This is a genomic window from Streptomyces sp. NPDC043867 (genome assembly GCF_056435845.1).
Genome location: NZ_JBWKDS010000018.1, coordinates 89,929 through 106,993, shown reverse-complemented (window position 1 = coordinate 106,993; position 17,065 = coordinate 89,929). Strand labels below are relative to the sequence as shown.

The 17,065-nt window shown below is 72.4% G+C and carries 15 protein-coding genes; 9 read left to right on the top strand and 6 right to left on the bottom strand.

Features of this window, described 5'->3' with window-relative positions:
• Positions 1–69: 69 nt before the first annotated feature.
• From AC069T_RS19580 to AC069T_RS19570, 3 genes are all read right to left on the bottom strand, one after another.
• Positions 70–1,068, bottom strand: a complete 999-nt coding sequence (locus tag AC069T_RS19580) for a LacI family DNA-binding transcriptional regulator (protein WP_478783944.1) — start codon at positions 1,066–1,068, stop codon at positions 70–72.
• 93 nt (positions 1,069–1,161) lie between these two features.
• Positions 1,162–2,601, bottom strand: coding sequence for a subtype B tannase (locus AC069T_RS19575; protein ID WP_478783991.1), 1,440 nt, complete (start codon positions 2,599–2,601; stop codon positions 1,162–1,164).
• A gap of 454 nt (positions 2,602–3,055) precedes the next feature.
• Entirely contained in the window at positions 3,056–3,712 is a 657-nt protein-coding gene (locus tag AC069T_RS19570) for an MmyB family transcriptional regulator (RefSeq protein ID WP_478783943.1), read from the bottom strand.
• 221 nt (positions 3,713–3,933) lie between these two features.
• On the opposite strand from AC069T_RS19570, the gene AC069T_RS19565 reads away from it, so the two are divergent.
• The 4 genes from AC069T_RS19565 (at position 3,934) to AC069T_RS19550 (ending at position 6,768) form a co-directional block, all read left to right on the top strand.
• Complete coding sequence (locus tag AC069T_RS19565; RefSeq protein WP_358855334.1) at positions 3,934–4,590, top strand: helix-turn-helix domain-containing protein; 657 nt, start codon at positions 3,934–3,936, stop codon at positions 4,588–4,590.
• A 32-nt stretch (positions 4,591–4,622) separates the two neighbouring features.
• Positions 4,623–5,153, top strand: coding sequence for a toxin-antitoxin system, toxin component (locus AC069T_RS19560; protein ID WP_478783990.1), 531 nt, complete (start codon positions 4,623–4,625; stop codon positions 5,151–5,153).
• A 24-nt stretch (positions 5,154–5,177) separates the two neighbouring features.
• On the top strand, positions 5,178–6,395 hold the full coding sequence (locus AC069T_RS19555) for an MAB_1171c family putative transporter (protein WP_478783942.1): 1,218 nt from the start codon (positions 5,178–5,180) through the stop codon (positions 6,393–6,395).
• A 142-nt stretch (positions 6,396–6,537) separates the two neighbouring features.
• Positions 6,538–6,768, top strand: coding sequence for a hypothetical protein (locus tag AC069T_RS19550; RefSeq protein ID WP_478783941.1), 231 nt, complete (start codon positions 6,538–6,540; stop codon positions 6,766–6,768).
• A 31-nt stretch (positions 6,769–6,799) separates the two neighbouring features.
• Here AC069T_RS19550 and AC069T_RS19545 read toward each other — a convergent pair whose 3' ends face one another.
• Positions 6,800–7,492, bottom strand: a complete 693-nt coding sequence (locus AC069T_RS19545) for a 4'-phosphopantetheinyl transferase family protein (RefSeq protein ID WP_478783940.1) — start codon at positions 7,490–7,492, stop codon at positions 6,800–6,802.
• The gene (locus tag AC069T_RS19540) at positions 7,489–8,349 is read right to left on the bottom strand and encodes a metallophosphoesterase family protein (RefSeq protein ID WP_478783939.1); all 861 of its coding nucleotides are present in this window, start codon (positions 8,347–8,349) and stop codon (positions 7,489–7,491) included. The genes AC069T_RS19545 and AC069T_RS19540 overlap by 4 nt, the downstream gene beginning before the upstream one ends.
• Before the next feature lie 294 nt (positions 8,350–8,643).
• Here AC069T_RS19540 and AC069T_RS19535 point away from each other — a divergent pair, with 294 nt between their 5' ends.
• Both AC069T_RS19535 and AC069T_RS19530 read left to right on the top strand, forming a co-directional pair.
• Positions 8,644–9,810: an ATP-grasp domain-containing protein gene (locus AC069T_RS19535; RefSeq protein WP_478783938.1), complete on the top strand. Its 1,167-nt coding sequence runs from the start codon at positions 8,644–8,646 to the stop codon at positions 9,808–9,810.
• A 395-nt stretch (positions 9,811–10,205) separates the two neighbouring features.
• Entirely contained in the window at positions 10,206–11,891 is a 1,686-nt protein-coding gene (locus AC069T_RS19530) for a carbohydrate binding domain-containing protein (RefSeq protein WP_478783937.1), read from the top strand.
• 67 nt (positions 11,892–11,958) lie between these two features.
• Here the strand turns inward: AC069T_RS19530 and AC069T_RS19525 are convergent, their stop codons facing one another.
• The gene (locus AC069T_RS19525) at positions 11,959–13,296 is read right to left on the bottom strand and encodes a 6-phospho-beta-glucosidase (protein ID WP_478783936.1); all 1,338 of its coding nucleotides are present in this window, start codon (positions 13,294–13,296) and stop codon (positions 11,959–11,961) included.
• A gap of 577 nt (positions 13,297–13,873) precedes the next feature.
• On the opposite strand from AC069T_RS19525, the gene AC069T_RS19520 reads away from it, so the two are divergent.
• From AC069T_RS19520 to AC069T_RS19510, 3 genes are all read left to right on the top strand, one after another.
• Entirely contained in the window at positions 13,874–14,041 is a 168-nt protein-coding gene (locus AC069T_RS19520) for a hypothetical protein (RefSeq protein ID WP_478783935.1), read from the top strand.
• Positions 14,038–14,805, top strand: coding sequence for a dienelactone hydrolase family protein (locus tag AC069T_RS19515; protein WP_478783934.1), 768 nt, complete (start codon positions 14,038–14,040; stop codon positions 14,803–14,805). The genes AC069T_RS19520 and AC069T_RS19515 overlap by 4 nt, the downstream gene beginning before the upstream one ends.
• Before the next feature lie 388 nt (positions 14,806–15,193).
• The gene (locus tag AC069T_RS19510; RefSeq protein ID WP_478783933.1) at positions 15,194–17,020 is read left to right on the top strand and encodes an AMP-dependent synthetase/ligase; all 1,827 of its coding nucleotides are present in this window, start codon (positions 15,194–15,196) and stop codon (positions 17,018–17,020) included.
• Positions 17,021–17,065 lie beyond the last annotated feature (45 nt).

Below are 17,065 nucleotides of genomic sequence, written 5' to 3'. Positions count from 1 at the left end.
ACGCGGGGAGCGGCCGGGCGCCACGGGTGCGCGGGACGTCATGCCCAGGGGTTCGCAGGGGTGCCGGTGTCAGCCGCGCGGAACCTGCGCGGTCGAGCCGCGCACCACCAGTTCTGGCTCGAACAGGAGCTCCTCGGCCGGTACGGAGCTGCCGCCGATCTGGGCGTTCAGCAGTTCGACGGCGGCCCGGCCCATGGCCTCGATGGGCTGGCGGACGGTGGTCAGCGGGGGTTCGGTGCAGTTCATGAATGCGGAGTCGTCGTAGCCGACGACGGAGACCTGCGCGGGGACGGCAAGTCCCTTGCGCCGGGCGGCCCGCACGGCGCCGAGGGCGAGCGGGTCGCTGGCGCAGATGATGCCGGTGACCCCGCGGTCCAGCAGCCGGGTGGCGGCGGCCTGTCCGCCCTCCAGGGAGAACATGGCGCGGGCGATGTGCTCGTCGGGCAGGTCGGCGCCGAAGGCGCGGGCCGCCGCCAGTTTGCGCTGCGAGGGCATGTGGTCGGCGGGGCCGAGGACGAGCCCGATCCGCTCGTGCCCCAGCGAGGCCAGGTGCCGCCAGGCCTGTTCGGTGGCGACGGCGTCGTCGCAGGAGACGCCGGGGAACCCGAGGTGGCCGATGGACGCGTTGACCAGGACCACCGGGATCCTGCGGTCCGCGAGCCGGCGGTAGTGGTCGTGCGGCGCGTCGGCCTGCGCGTACAGGCCGCCCGCGAAGACCACGCCGGAAACCTGCTGCTGGAGCAGCAGTTCCACGTAGTCGGCCTCGGAGACACCGCCCTTGGTCTGCGTGCACAGGACGGGTGTCAGTCCGAGCTGGGCGAGCGCCCCGCCGATCACCTCGGCGAAGGCAGGGAAGATCGGGTTCTGCAGCTCGGGCAGCACCAGGCCCACCAGGCGCGCGCGTTCGCCGCGCAGTTGCGTGGGCCTCTCGTAACCGAGGACGTCGAGTGCCGAGAGCACCGCCTGCCGGGTGGCGTCGGAGACTCCGGGCTTGCCGTTGAGCACCCGGCTGACCGTGGCCTCGCTGACCCCGACCTTCTTGGCCACCTGTGCAAGTCGTCGCGTCATGCGCGCAAGAATAGCGCAAGATATGCAAGCGGCTTGCGTTATCCGGGACTCCTCGTACGGGCGGGGCGGTGCGATGTCACGCGCCCCCCAGGGTCACTTCTTGTGGCCCGTGACCTCGGCCACCCACTCGATGAAGTCGCCCGCATCGACGTTGGCGCCGTGGCCCTGGTCCCAGTAGTAGGCGTGGTCGACGTCGTCGCCGAGACCGGCCAGCGCGGCGGCGAGGTTCGCGGAGACGACGTGCGAGGTGTCGGTGTCGTTGGCGCCGAGACGGATCCACCAGTGCCTGGCACGGCGGGGGTTGCGCTGCTTGATGTGGTGCATCGGGTTCATCAGGTCGAGCAGTCCGGGAATGTCGCCGTCGAGCCGCTTGCCGGCGCTCCCGGAGGTGTCGTTCCGGAGACCGTGGGCGGTGAAGTGGCGGGCCGCGGTGGTACCCGTGCCGAACTCGTTGTTCTCGCCCGAGGACAGGTCGAACGCGTCGAAGGCCGGGGCGGACTTCTTTCGCGCGCCCACGTGCGTGAGGTAGTCCTGCCAGGTGAAGGTCGCCCGGCCGGCGGACCAGGTGATGAACGTGTTCTTCGCCAGGTACGCGGTGCGCGCGGAGTCCGACAGCGCCGCCAGGTACGCCGTGGCGGCCGGCTGGAGGTAGGTCCTGAGCAGGTAATCGTCGTAGTTGCGGGCCGTCAGGGTGCCGTAGCCGTCGAGGCCGCGCAGCTTCAACGAGGCCTGGTACTCGGCGAACTGGGCCTGGAGCTGCCGCGAGACGGCCTGGTCGACGACCTTGCCGGTACCGGCCGTCACGTTCGAGCCCCAGTTCCACTCGTAGGCGCCGTCGGCGTGCTCCAGGTCGGTGATCGGGCACCAGGCACCGGCCGCGAAGACGGCGTCGGAGGCGTCGGCCGCACCCGCCTCCCGGAGGTACTCGTCGTAGGCCGGGCTGTCGCCGGAGGCGCCGAGCAGGGAGGAGACGGCACCCCCGGCGCTGGTGCCGGTGGAGACGATGCGGTCGGTGTCGCCCGGGATGCGGCCCTTGTTGAAGCGCAGGTAGCGCACGGCGGCCTTGAGGTCGACGATGACCGCCGGGGCCGTGCCGTAGTAGGTGCCGTCGGAGCCGGTCAGGGTGCGGCCCCGCGTGCCGGGCTCCACGACGACGTAGCCCGCGGCCAGGGCCAGCTTCGCCAGGTTGGCCGCCCCGTTGACGGCTCCCGTCCCTCCGCCCGTGCCGCCCGACGGTGCCCCGCTGGGTGCTCCCGGGGAGGCGCCGCCGCCGCTTCCGCCGCCCGTGGAGCCCATTTCGGGGGCGGCCTGGCCCACACCGGTGGCCTTGGCGACGCTGGACGGCAGGTAGCCGGCCACCGCGTTCGCCAGGACGACGGGGGCGCCCGAGGCGTCGACGGCCTTGCCGTCGATCCTGACGGGGACGCTGACCACCAGGCTCTGGTGGGTGCCGTCGCTCGGGTTCGTGACGTAGTCGCGCGCCTTGTAGAAGTGGTAGGTCACCGAGTGACCGGTGCCGCCCGCGTCGGCGATGGTCTCCGTCAGCTCGGTGTGGTCGTCCTGGTCGAAGACCAGGGTGGCCGGGGACGTCGTGGAGCCCTGCTCGGTGCCGGACGCCTGCGCCGTCAGCGCGAGGCCCCCGCCGCAGCGGCACCCGCCGTCGCGCCGATACCCATGACGACGGTCCTTCGCTTCACTGCCCTGTGCTTCACGGTTGTCTCCAAGCCGCGGCAGGATCCTCCCGCCGCCTCGCTGACGGTGGCGGGCGCCCCGCTCCGCCCGACTGCGAACCTAGTAACGCCCGACAGGATCGTCAACAATCCTGTCGGCATTTACAGCCGATGCTCAGGTTCGCCCGTAAGGACACAGGGAGCTCTCTTGCCGGCCCCGGTCGTGCCGAGCAGCCAGGGCGACGGCCGGCCCGGCCCGAGCGGCGAAACGGGGGCCGGCGGGGAGGCGCCGGTGACGCGGGAGGGGCCGGGAGCCGCTACACGACGCGGAGGTGTGCGGCGCCGTGCCGGGCCGCGCGGGTCCTGCGTGGGGCGAGCGGCGTGCGGCGCGTCTCGCGCAGGACCAGGGTCAGGCGCGTATAGCCCATGTCCTGAAGGGTCTTGGGGGTCTCACCGACGACCCGGCAGTCCGTACGGCCCCAGCGCGGGTCGGGGTGCACGAGCGGGCGCACCGCTCCGTCCTGCTCCACGCCCTGCGGGCCCACGGCCCGGATCCAGTGCGGCAGCCCCTGCCGGTAGGCCGCCTCCATGAGGGGGTCCTGGGCGATGTCGCGGCGGATCGACTGCAGACCGCGGTCCTGCGCGTGCCGCTCCACGGCGGCCGCGAAGTGGGCCAGCATCGGCAGACACCAGCTCGACTCGTGCTCGCCGAGAACCGTGGCCGCATCGGGGTGGAACAGGACGAACCGCAGGAAGTTGTCGCCCGGCATCGCCGTCGGATGCGGGCCGACACCCCGGAAAAGTGTCTCGAACGCGGCGTTGGACAGGACGACGTCCCATCGGTGGTCGAGCACGACCGACGGAAAGCGGAGAGCGTCGAGAAGCGTGGCGTAGTCCTGGAGATACGCCTGAGCCTCGAGACTCTCAGGGACGGGCCGCGGCTGAGACCGCTGCCCTCCTGCCTGGTACGCCATCGGGAGGTCACCCCTCTTGCCTATGCGGCCTTCACGCGGCGCCCCGATCCTGCTGCCCGGAGCGGAGTCGTGTCAACTATCGTGGCATTTGGCGCCTGTTGACGGCTGAATCTCGCCACAGTTGTGGCGAGACCTGGCTGTGGGTTCGAACAAGCGGCTACTCTCCGGGGGGTTCCTGAGTATCTTGTGAGAGACCTGAGAGAGACGTAGGAGATCTGTCGGTGACGGATGGCTTCGAGGTTCCGGGCGCCGTGGCGACGGTTCTGCTGCCGGCCGTCGTGGCCCGGGTCACCGCACTCGCCGACCGGCTCGGTGTGCCGCACGGCGAGATCTTCGACGTGCGACGCCTGTCGGCCGAGTCCGGCGTCCCCGAACCGGTGGTCAAGGCCCTGCTGAGCGGCCGGCCCGCCGGCGAACCCGACCTGCAGACGCGGTTCCTGCAGCGGTTCGACCTGCTGCGCCGCACGCGGCTCAAGCCCAACGGGCGCAAGTACACCCAGCAGGAGATCGCCGACGGCGCGGGCATGTCGCGGCAGCAGGCCGGAGCCCTCATCAACGGCGACCGGCGGCCCACCATGGAGCACTGCGACGCGATCCAGCGCTTCTTCCGGGTGCACGCCGGATTCCTCACGGCCGAGGATCCGGAGGCGCTCGCGAGCGCGCTCCAGCGCTGCGAGCAGGAACTCCTCCAGCAGCTCGCCGACCGTGAACGCGCGGCGGCCCTCGCCGCCGACGACCCGCTGGAGCGGCTGCTCCAGGACCACGGCGTCCGCGGCATCGCCTGGCGGGCCGCGCAGCTGCCCACGGACCAGCACCGGGACAAGGTCGCGGAATGGCTGGACATGCTCCTGGAAAGCGTCAAGCGGCCCGAGTCGTGATCCGGGGGAGAACAGTGGGCATTGGCAGGGAGATGCGCCGCCTGTGCGGCGAGCTGGTCGCGGAGCTCTCGCTGCCCGCGCCGGCGGAGCCCGCCGACCTGTACGGCGCCCTGTGCGACGCCATGAGCAGGCGCCGCGGCCGTCCCGTCCAGTACCGCACGGCCGCCTTCCCGCCCGGCACCGCCAGCGGGCTGTGGCTCGACATGGCCGACCAGGACCTCGTCGTCATCGAACAACGCACCGCTCCGGACCATCAGTTGGTGATCCTCGGGCACGAGCTGTGGCACATGAAGGCCGGGCACTGCGGCCATCATGTGGAGGGCGCGGCCGTCGCGGCCCGGCTGCTCCGCGACGACGCGGATCTCCAGGCCACCGTGCTCAGGGTGGCGGCCCGCACCCGGTTCGACCTCGGCGACGAGCAGGACGCCGAGAGCTTCGGCCTGCTCCTCGCCAGCAAGTGCCGTAGGTGGCTGACCGGTTCGCCGCTGCGCGGGCCGGTGCGGCGGGACGACCTGGCGGGCCGGATCGAGGCCTCTCTGGGTTACCGCGGGCCGCAGGGCTGAGCACCCCGGAAGACCCCGAGGACCATGGACGGATCCAGCTACTACATCCCCGCCGTCGCCATGGGCGTCTCCCTCGCCGTGAAGGCGCCCGCGCTCCTCCGGGGCTGGCGTGACCCGCTGCTGCGGTCCGTGGGCGTGCTCCTCGCCCTGGCCGGCCTCGTCTTCCTCTTCGCCGCCCCGCCCACCATCGCCGAGGTCAACGAACTCACCGGCGTCCCGAACATCTCGGCGCCGCTGGTCTACTGCCTGCTGAGCGCCTTCAGCGCCTCCTGCCTCGTACTGATCGTCAACTGGCGCGGCGGGCCCCCCGAGTCGACCCGCCGCGTCTCCCGGCGCTGGACGGCCGGGTACACCGTGGTGAGCGTGGCACTGGTCGTCCTGTTCGTACTCGGCGACACCCCCGAGGAACGGCTGCGGGACTTCGACACCCACTATGCCAACACGCCCTTCGTCCGCGAGATGATCGTGCTCTATCTGGTGGCGCTCACGGTCGCGGGCATCGCGGTGAACGTCATGTGCTGGCGCTGGGCGCTCCAGGTGCGCGGCTGGCTGCGTGCCGGGCTGCTCACCATCGCGACCGGCTTCCTGTGCAACATCCCGTACGCGGCGGCCAAACTGACCGCCGTGGCCGCCCGGTGGAACGGCGGCGACCTGGACGGCCTGAGCACCTACGTGGCACCCGTGCTGGCCTCGCTCGGGGCGCAGTTGAGCGCGGTCGGTTTCTGCCTCCCGCTGGCCGGGCGGCGGGTCGGGGACATCTGGGGCACCTGGTCGACGTACCGCAGGCTCGGGCCGCTGTGGCGGGAGCTGAACTCGGTCGCCGGGCACGGGGAGCGGGCGGTGCGGATCGCCTGGTGGTCCCCCGCCGAACTCCAGGTCACCCAGCGGGAGTCCGACATCCACGACGGGATGCTCGGCCTGTACCCCTACTTCGACACCGAGGTGCGCTCCTTCGCCTACGACGCCGCCGTGGCGGCGGGTGCGGAACCCGCGCAGGCGCGGGCCGAGGCGGACGCGGCGATGGTGTCGGCGGCCGTACGGGCGAGGGCCGCCGACCCGGAGGGCAGGGTCATCAGCTCGGCGGCGGCCTCCGGCGCCCCCGTGCCGTCGGAGGCGGCGGCCGACGGCCCCCGTGACCTCGTGCGGATGTCGGTCGCCCTGCGCCGGTCACCCGTGGTCGCGGCCGTCCGGCAACGGGCCGCGACCGGGCAGGCCCCCGGCCCGGGGGAACGCTCCCGCTGACCCCTGTCCGGCCAGGGGATTCGGAGGGTCCCACGTCCGCCGGGCGGGCGAACCCGCGGCTGCGGAAGCCGGATTGTCAGTGGGGGGCGGCAAGCTGGAGTCACGTACCGCTTCGACCAGCCGACCCGGGGAGAGCCGTCCGATGCCGACCGCCGTACTGACCGACCACGAACGCGCCGCCGTGCAGGCCTATCTGCGTCTCCTCCAGACCGTTCGCGCCGCGTTCGACGGCCTGCCGGACGCCGGGCGCCCGCCCGTGGTGCCGCCGGCCGCGCTCGCCGAGGCGGAGCGCGCGCTGGCGGCGGCCGGCCTCGCGGGCAACGAGGCGGAGTTCTTCCGGCTGCTGCACAGCTGGTGCCCGCCATCGGGGTGAGGCCGGCAGGGACGGATCCGAGCGGTGGCCCTCAGGAGCGCGGCACGGTGAGCGCCGTCGCCAGCAGTCCCCGCTGGACGGTCCAGCGTCCCTCGAAGGCATGGACGCGCGCGCCGTCCACCAGCGGCCCCGGCACGAGGAGTTCGGCGCGGAGGCGGCCGGTGCGAGGCGCGGCGTCCCCGGCCTGCGGATCCGGGAAGAGGTCGATGTCCGCCTCGGCGAAGTCCAGCCACTGCCCGGTCAGGGGGAACCATGCCTTGTAGACGGACTCCTTGGCGCTGAACAGCAGCCGGTCCCAGTGGACGGAGGGGACGGCCGCCGCCAGCCGGCGCAGCCGTTCCCGCTCCGTGGGCAGGGCGATGGCGTCGAGGACACCCTCGGGGAGTTCCAGGTGGGGCTCGGCGTCGATGCCGAGGGAGGCGAGGTCGGCGGTGCGGACCAGCGCGGCGGCGCCGTAGCCCTCGCAGTGCGTCATGCTGCCCGTCAGGCCCTCCGGCCAGCGGGGGGCTCCACGCTCGCCGGGGAGGATCGCCCGCGGGGGCACGCCGAGCTTCTCCATGGCGCGGCGGGCGCACGCGCGCACGGCGGTGAACTCCCGGCGGCGCTTCGCCACGGCGCGGGCTATCAGCGCCTCTTCCTCGGGGTACAGCGCGGCGCGGCAGGCCTCGTCGTCACCGAACGTCTCCACGGCCACGACCGGCTCCGGGAGCAGTTCCTCGATCACCCGGCTTCGACCTCCATCGGCAGAATGCGGCGCAGCGTACCGTGCGGTCCCGGACGTCTGCTCCACTCGCGGGGGTAGCCCACCGACACCTCTTCGAAGCGGACGCCCTGGTGATAGGTGGTCCGCGGGATGTGGAGATGACCGTAGACCATGACGGCCGTGCGGAATCTGCGGTGCCAGTCGGCGGTCAGCCCGGTGCCGCACCACATCGCGAATTCGGGGTAGTGCAGGATGTCCGTCGGGTGCCGGTCCAGCGGGTAGTGGTTGACCAGCACCGTGGGCAGCTCTTCGGGCAGCTCGGCGAGTCTGCTCTCGGTCTCGGCGACCCGGGCCCGGCACCAGGCGTCGCGGCTGGGGTACGGGTCGGGGTGCAGGAGATGCTCGTCGGTGCAGACGATGCCGGTCGACTCCGCGTAGTCGAGACCCTGCGCCTTGGTCTGGCAGCCCTGCGGCAGGAACGAGTAGTCGTAGAGCAGGAAGAGGGGCGCCACGACCGCGGGGCCGCCCTGGCCCTCCCACACGGGGTAGGGGTCCTCGGGGGTGAGGACACCGATCTCGCGGCACAGCGCGATGAGGTGTTCGTAGCGGGCGACGCCGCGCAGGGTGACGGTGTCCTTCGGGTGGGTCCACAGCTCGTGGTTGCCGGGGGTCCAGATCACCTTGCGGAAGCGTCCGGCGAGGGTTTCGAGGACCCACCGGATGTCGGCCACGGTCTCCGCGACGTCTCCGGCCACCAGGAGCCAGTCGTCGTCGGTCGTGGGGCGCATCCGCTCGACCAGGGCGCGGTTCTCGGCGTATCCGACGTGCAGATCGCTGATGGCCAGCAGGTGCCCGGCACGGCCGGCCGTCGCGTCCACTCCCGCTCCCTCCTAGATCCTTGTGGACCACAAGAACACATCCGCCGGGCACCGACAAGAGCGGCTCGACCGGGTTCCGAGTCCACGTTCCGGGAGTCCGCGCGGGCGGCCCGCGCTGGCCGCCGGCCAATCCGTAACACGCCCGTGGCGCCACGGAGGTCCCGCGCCCCCTATGATCGGGCCAACACCACTGCCACGAGCCTCTTCGGCGTACGGCGTTCGGTGTACCTCCCTCTACCCTCGGCCGGGCCCGGCCCGCTCCGCCGTGCCCGCACACCCTGAAAGGTGGCCTGCATGGCCTCTCGCGTACGCGTCTGGCTCAACCGCACGTACGCGGAGAACGTGTTCTTCATGGATCAGCTGCGGCGCAATCCGCACGACCGGCCGGTCGAGATCCGTGTCACGCACGGCGACGCCGACTCCCCTCTCCTGGCCGCGGCCGACACCGCCGCGCTGGAGCCGGAGGGGCTCTCCCGGGCCGCGTACGTCGAGTACGCGCTGGACCAGTGCGCGCGGCACGGCATCGACGTGTTCGTGCCCGTCCTGCACCAGGCGGAGATCGTGGCGCACCGCGCGGAGTTCGCGGCGCTCGGTACGGCCCTGCTCGCGCCGCCCGCCGAGGCGGTGTCCGTCTTCCACGACAAGGTGACGGCGTACGAGGCGGTTCAGGCGCAGGGGGTGCCCGTGCCGCCGTGGTGGCGGGTGCGGACGGCGGAGGAACTCCTCGCGGCGGTCGACTCGTTGGAGGCCGACGGCCACCAGGCGTGCTTCAAGCCCGCGGTGGGCGCGGGCGGGGTGGGCTTCCGCGTCGTCACCCGCGAACCGTTCTCGCTCACGCACCTCGACGGCTTCCCCGGCGCGCACGTGCCGCTCGACATGGTCGTGGAGGCGGTGCGGCGGGCCGAGCAGCCGGTGGACTGGCTGGTGATGCCGCTCCTGGGGGAGCCGGAGGTGTCCGTGGACTGCCTCACCGGACCCGACGGCCGGGTACGGATGGCCGTGGGCCGCACCAAGAACGGGCGGCGCCGCGGCTTCACGCTCCACCCGTCGTGGACCGGACCGGCCCGGCGGGTCGCCGAGGCGTTCGAACTGCACTATCTGACGAACATCCAGTTCCGGATGTACGGTGACGAGCCCGTCCTCATGGACGTCAACACGCGCCCGGCGGGCGGGCTGCACCAGCTCGCGCAGTGTGGTGTCAACGCCCCTTGGGCGGCCTTGCAGTTGGCGCTCGGCGAGGAGCCGGGCGACCTGATGCCCGCGCGGCTCGCGCAGGACTACACGGTGGTGTCGGGTCCGCGGCCGTTGCGCCCGCTCTCGCTGCCGCGGCAGCGGACGAACACCCCGGCCCAGCCGCTGCCCGCGGTGCCTTCGCCGACGTCCCAGGTATCCCCGACCTCCCTGGGCTCCCCGGCTGCCGCGCAGGACGCGACGACGACCACCGCGACGGCGCCCGCCTAGGTCGTGTCCGCAAAGTCTCGTCGTCCGCCCGGAGGGCGGGTTCCGCGGCGTCTGGTGCGTGCTCTCGCCGTGCCGGGCAAAGACCCTCGTACTGGACGTACTTGGGGCTTCGCCCGGTGCGGCGAGAGTGCGTGCCAGGCGTCGCGGAACAGGCGGGACTTTGCGGACACGGCCTAGTCCCCGCGTCGACGCAGCCCCGCATCGGCGCGCCGGATCAGCGCCGGCACCGGTTCGGCATCGACGCCCCACCGGGTCCGATGCCGAACCGCAACAACCGGTCTGGACCAATTCCCGGCCCACCCCTTGACAGCCGCATTGGTCCATACCAACTTGGTTGCGCACTCCCCTGCACTTCCCTGCACTCCCGAACACCCCCATTTCCCCAGGGAGATCGCGTGCGCATCACACTGTTCCGGCGTTCCAGACGTCGCCTCCTCGCCCTGCTCGGCACCGCCGCCCTGGCCATGACCGGGGCGGTCGCTCTGCCCGGTACGGCCCAGGCGGCCAACGTCCTGACCAATCCCGGCTTCGAGTCGGGCGGCCTCTCCCCCTGGACCTGCACGGGCAACCTGGGTTCGGTCGTCTCCAGTCCCGTGCACGGCGGCTCCAAGGCCCTTGCGGGGGCCGCGAGTTCAAGTGACAACGCCAAGTGCACCCAGACCGTCTCCGTCCAGCCGAACACCACGTACAGCCTGTCGGCGTGGGTGCGCGGCAGCTACGTCTACCTGGGTGTGGACGGCGGCGCCTCGACGTGGACGTCCTCCGCCGCGGGCTACAGCCAGCTGGCCCTGTCCTTCACCACCGGCGCCTCGCAGACCAGCGCCAAGATCTACACCCACGGCTGGTACGGCCAGGGCACCTACTACGCCGACGACATCAGCCTGGACGGCCCCGGCGGCGGTGGCTCGGACGCACAGGCGCCGTCGGCTCCGGCGAGCCTGCGGTCCACGGGCAAGACCTCGTCGAGCGTGTCCCTCGCCTGGAACGCGTCGACGGACAACGTCGGCGTGACGGCGTACGACGTCTACAGCGGCTCGAACCAGGTGCTCACCGTCTCCGGCACCGGCGCGACGGTCAGCGGGCTCTCGCCCAGCACGGCCTACACCTTCACGGTCAAGGCGCGCGACGCGGCGGGGAACACCTCGGGCGCGTCCAACGCGGTGAGCGTGACGACCGACGCGGGCGGGGGCGGCGGCACCGGCTTCAAGCAGGCGGCGCCCTACCTCTACCTCGGCTGGGGCGACCCGCCGAGCGCGACCTCGGTGATGAGCTCGACGGGCATCAAGTGGTACACGATGGCGTTCATGCTCGACCAGGGCGGCTGCAACCCCGCCTGGGACGGCAGCCGTCCGCTCACCGGGGGCAACGACCAGAGCGTCATCAACTCCATCCGGTCCGCGGGCGGTGACATCGTCCCGTCGTTCGGCGGCTGGTCGGGCAGCAAGCTCGGCGCCAACTGCTCCTCCGCGAGCGCGCTCGCCGCGGCGCTGCAGAAGGTGATCGACGCCTACAGCCTCAAGGCGATCGACATGGACATCGAGAACACCGACGAGTTCGAGAACGCCGCTGTCCAGGACCGCATCCTCACCGCCCTGAAGACCGTCAAGGCGAACAACCCGGGCCTGCGCACGATCGTCACGTTCGGCACCACGACGACCGGTCCGACGTACTGGGGCAACCGGCTCATCGAGCAGGCCAAGGCACTCGACGCCGGGATCGACGTCTTCACGATCATGCCGTTCGACTTCGGCGGCGGAACCGACATGTACGGCAGCACGGTGAGCGCCAGCGAAGGCCTGAAGACCAAGCTCAGGTCGACCTTCGGCTGGGACGACGCGACGGCCTACTCCCACATCGGCATCTCCGGGATGAACGGCCTGAGCGACCAGCAGGAGAACACCACTCCCGCGATGTGGAGTCAGATCCGCGACTGGGCGAACTCGCACCACATCGCCCGCCTCGCCTTCTGGTCGGTCAACCGCGACCGCCCCTGCCCCGGCGGCGGCGTGACGAGCAACTGCTCGGGCATCAGCCAGACCGACTGGCAGTTCACCTCCATCACGGCCGGGTTCACCGGCTGACGCTCCCCGCGTGGGGGTACCGGGCCGCCGGCCGGCCGGGTACCCCCACGCGCACGTCCGGCCACGGCTACTTCAGGTAGGCCAGCCCCGGATGCGCCGCCGTGTAGCCGGTGACCAGCCGGTGGGCGACGTTCACCGAGTCGACCAGGGGGTGCAGCGCGAAGGCCTTGACGGCGCTGGTGCGGGAGCCCGACTCCGCGGCGGCGAGGACCTCGCGCTCGACCGCCTTGACCGCGCACACCAGACCGGTGGCGTGGTCCGGGAGCGGGTCCACGGCGACGGGGTGCGCGCCGTTCGCGTCGACCAGGCACGGCACCTCGATGACGGCCTCCGCGTCCAGGACGGCGAGGGTGCCGCGGTTGCGGACGTTCAGGATCAGCGTGGTGCGCTCGTCGCGGGCGATGGCCCGCATCAGGGCGAGGGCGACCTTCTCGTAGCCGCCCGACAGGTCGTCCGCGTCGCGCTCGCCGGCGCCCGCCGCGTCCCGGTTCTCCGCCATGTACGTCGCCTCGCGCTCGGCGCGCGTGCGGTCCCAGGCCGTCAGCGCCGCGGCACCGGGGCGCCGCATCTCCTCGTAGAAGGCGGCCTGCTGGTCGCGCAGGAAGGCGCCGCGGGTCTTCTTCGCCGCCTGGTAGGCCCGTACGGTCTCGCGGTTGAAGTAGTAGTAGTGCAGGTACTCGTTCGGGACGGCGCCCAGGGACCGGAGCCAGTCGGCGCCGAAGAGCCTGCCCTCCTCGAAGGAACCGAGCAGCCCGGGATCGGCGAGCAGGCGCGGAAGCTCGTCCCGGCCCGAGACGCGCAGACCGCGTACCCAGCCCAGGTGGTTGAGGCCGACGTAGTCGATCCAGGCCTCGCGGGGGTTCGCGCCGAGCACGCGGGCGATACGGCGGCCGAGGCCGACCGGGGAGTCGCAGATGCCGATCACCCGGTCGCCGAGGTGCCGTGACATGGCCTCGGTGACCAGTCCCGCGGGGTTGGTGAAGTTGATGACCCAGGCGTCGGGGGCGAGCCGGGCCACGCGACGCGCGATGTCGACCGCGACCGGCACGGTGCGCAGGCCGTACGCGATGCCCCCGGCGCCCACGGTCTCCTGGCCGAGGACACCCTCCGCGAGGGCGACGCGTTCGTCCGCCGCCCGCCCTTCGAGGCCGCCGACGCGGATCGCGGAGAAGACGAAGTCGGCGCCGCGCAGGGCGTCGTCGAGGTCGGTGGTGACGGTCACCACGGGGGCGCCCTGCTGCCCTGCCGCCTGCTCGGCGAGGACCCGGGCCACCGCCGAGAGCCGTTCCGCGTCCACGTCGTGCAGCACGACATGGGTGACGCGGCCCTCGGCCCGGTCTGCGAGGAGCGCCCCGTACACGAGCGGCACCCGGAACCCGCCGCCACCCAGAATCGTCAGCTTCACGCCACTCCTGCCTTCCCCGGCTGTCCTGCCACGATCACCCGTACGCCCGCTGTCGCCGCGGCGTACCGCGTCGGTGCGTCGGCCGGCGTGTTCGTCTCTATCACGTCGGACGTCTCCCGGTCCCGGGCCTTCACACGGTCCGTCGCGGGGAAACGTGACTGGTCGGCGGGCAGGGCCAGCCGGGCTCAGGATCGCCGGACCGGCGGTGCCGGCGCGCCGCGCACGGTGCCGGAAGGATTCCGGGCGGCCGCGGGCCCGGGCACCTCCCGGCGCGACCGGAACGACGGAAGGCGCGCACGGTGCCGGGCACCCCTGCGCGCCTTCCGGCCACCGCCTCCGCGGCAGTCGGTGGACGTGCAGTCGGCCGTGGAAGCGGGACAGGCTCCTGAGGACGGCCGCGGGCTTCGCGCCGCCCTCGATCGTCCCGTCGACGGCGATCTGCACCCCGTCCGGCACGTCCTCGACGGAGGCGAGCATCGCGGCCAGCCGGATCCGCGAGCCCAGGGGTGTGACCGAGATCCGCGTAAAAGGGGCAACGGGAAGATCTTGAAGCCCATCCCGAGCCGAGGCGGCCCGTTTGCTGTCCCGTCCGCCCTGCACGCTGGAGAACGCCGGCAGCGAACTGCACCACAAGCAGGGCATCGTCATGGTGCTGGACCGGCTGGAAGATCAGCCCGCGCTGTTCTGCCAGCGGCAGAACACCGGCAGGACCGGGCTCGACGATCACTACAGTCCAGGCTCATGACGACGATTACGACGCGTACGGTCGAGTATCCGGCCGACGGTTTGACGATGGTCGGGCACCTCGCGCTCCCGGCCGGTGCCGACCGCCGGCCCGCGGTGCTGCTCGGACCAGAGGGGATGGGGCTCAGCGACGTCGAGCGCCGCCGGGCCGATGCTCTCGCCGAGCTGGGATATGTAGCGCTGGCCTTCGACCTTCATGGCGGGCGCTATTTGGCCGACCCCGAGGAGATGCTGGCCCGTTGCCTGCCGCTGCTCGCTGATCCCGAGCGGATGCGAGGCATCGGCCATGCGGCGCTCGATGTGTTGCGCACCGAACCGCGGACCGACCCCGACCGGATCGCCGCCGTCGGCTATGGCACGGGGGGTGCCGTCGGGCTGGAACTCGGGCGCGGCGGCGTCAGCCTGCGCGCGATCGGGACGGTCAACGCACTGACCACGGGCCGACCGGGCGAGGCGGCGCGCATTCGCTGCCCGGTGTGGGCCGGGGTCGGGTCGGAAGACCCGATCATGCCGCCCGCGCAACGGGACGCGTTCACCGCTGAGATGCAGGCCGCGGGCGTCGACTGGCGCCTCGCGGTCTACGGCGGTGCCTTGCACGCCTTCCACCACCCGCCGGTCGGCCACCCCGTGGTCCCCGGCGTCGGCTACCACCCACGGCACGCGCAGCGAGCCTGGCGCGACGTCGTCGACCTGCTCGCCGAGTGCCTGCCCGTGACGGAGGATCCGGGGCATGACCCAGGTGAGCATGCCGGCCCCGGGCACTGACAGTCCTCCCCTCGAGTCCGCACGGCAGAAACGCGTGCTTCAAGATCACCCCGTTGCCCCTTTGGCGCGGATCTCGGTCACACCCCTTTCACGGGCAAGGGGAAGCGCACCCTGTCCGGACCGTGATTGACCTTCGTCACCAGGCCGTCGACCGCCGGCAGCCCCTGGACCCGCAGCGACACCCCGGACCCACCCTGCCGACCCCGGCGCGCCCCAGCCACGGAACGCACGACGCCGCTGGGAACGCGTGGCGGGGACCGGCGTCATCCGGCCTCTCAACCCACGGTTCGGCGCCCGCTCGTTGACCGCCCCCGACACCGCTCCTACTGTCCGAGCGAGCGCCAAGTGAGTTGCCGACGATCCGCCGCCAGCCTGCCAGGAGGCCGTCATGACGCACGCCACGCGCACAGCCGCAGCCGGGGATCCCGCCGGGCCGCGGACCCTGCCCCAACTCGTGGAGCGCAACGCCCGGCTCCATCCGGGCCGGCCGGCCCTGTCCTGGCGGGAGCCCGGCGCCGACGAGTGGACCACCCTGGACTGGGCCGGGGTACGGGACCGCACCACACGCCTCGCAGCGGGATACGCCGCGCTGGGCGTCGGCCGGGGCGACCACGTGCTGCTGATGATGGCCAACCGGCCCGAGCACTGGCTGTCCGACCTCGCGCTGGTGCGCCTGGGCGCGGTGCCGGTCACCGTGTACGGCACCTCCGCGGAGCCCCAGCTGGCGCACATCGCCCGCAACTGCCGTGCCTTGGTGGCCGTCGTGGAGGGCGCCGCCGAGGCCGCCCGGTGGACGGCGCTGCTGGACGACGAGGACACACCGCTCACCCGGCTGGTCGTGGTGGAGCCCGGAAGCGAGGGCGCCCACCTGCCGTACTCCGCCCTGTCCGAGGAGCCGGCGCCGGAGCACTTCGGCACATCGCTCGACGCGTCGCGCCTCGACGACCCGGTCACCGTCGTGTACACCTCCGGCACCACCGGCGAACCCAAGGGCGTGGTGCTCACCCACCGGCAGGTGCTGGCGAACGCCCGCGCCATCGACGGCGTCGTCGAACTCCCGCCGTACGTCGAGCACATCAGCTATCTGCCGTTCGCCCACATCGCGGAACGGATGCTGAGCATCTACGTGCCCTGCCACCGGGTCTCCCACGTCTACCTGTGCCCCGATCCGCAGCTCGTCGCCGAGGCCGTGCGCGCGGTGCGTCCCGCCCAGTTCTTCGGGGTGCCGAGGATCTGGGAGAAGCTGGCCACGACCGTGCGGACCGGGCTCGCGGCGCTGCCCGGGGAGCAGCAGGACGCCGTCGCACAGGCCATGCGGGTGGCGCGGGACCACGTCGCCTGCCGGGAGCGCGGCGAGGAGCCGCCCGCCGGACTCGCCGCCGCCTACGCGCAGGCCCGCGAGCGGGTACTGGTGCCGCTGCTGGCCGCCGGCGGTCTTGACCGGGTCACCTGGGCGGCCAGCGCCTCGGCACCCATGCCGATCGACGTGGTGCGTTTCTGGGCGGGTTTCGGCATCGTCGTCATGGACGCCTGGGGGATGACCGAGACGGCGGGTGTGGCCACCGCGAACGGCCCGCACAGCGGCTTCCGGCTTGGCTCCGTGGGGCGACCCGTGCCCTCGGTGGAGGTCAGGGTCGCCGAGGACGGCGAGCTGGAGGTGCGCGGCGAGTCCGTCTTCGCCGGCTACCTCCGGGAGGACGGGGCGGTGGCGCCCGCCGTGGACGAGGAGGGCTGGCTGCGCACCGGTGACATAGGCCGCGTCGACGAGGACGGATACGTCTGGATCACGGACCGCAAGAAGGAGATGATCATCACCTCGACGGGGAAGAACGTCTCACCCGCACTGGTGGAGAACGCCCTGAAGGAGCACCCGTTGATCGGGCAGGCCCTCGTGCACGGCGACCACCACTCCTACCTGGTGGCCCTGCTCGTGCTGGACCCGGAGGCGGCGCCGGCCTGGGCGGCGGCCCACGGCATCGGCACCGGGACGGACCCGGCCGCCCTCGCCGGGCATCCCGCCGTGCGTGCCGAGGTGGACCGCGCGGTCGCCGCCGCCAACTCCCGCCTGAACCGGACCGAGCAGGTCAAGCGGTACGAGCTGCTGACCGAGGAGTGGGGTCCTGCGACCGGTGAGCTGACCCCGTCGCTGAAGATGCGCCGCCGTGTCATCCGCGACAGGTACGCGGCGGCACTGGAAGGTCTGTACAAGGACTGAACCCGCCTCCCGCGCACCGCGTCGCCCCCCGGGCGGGCTCCGCCT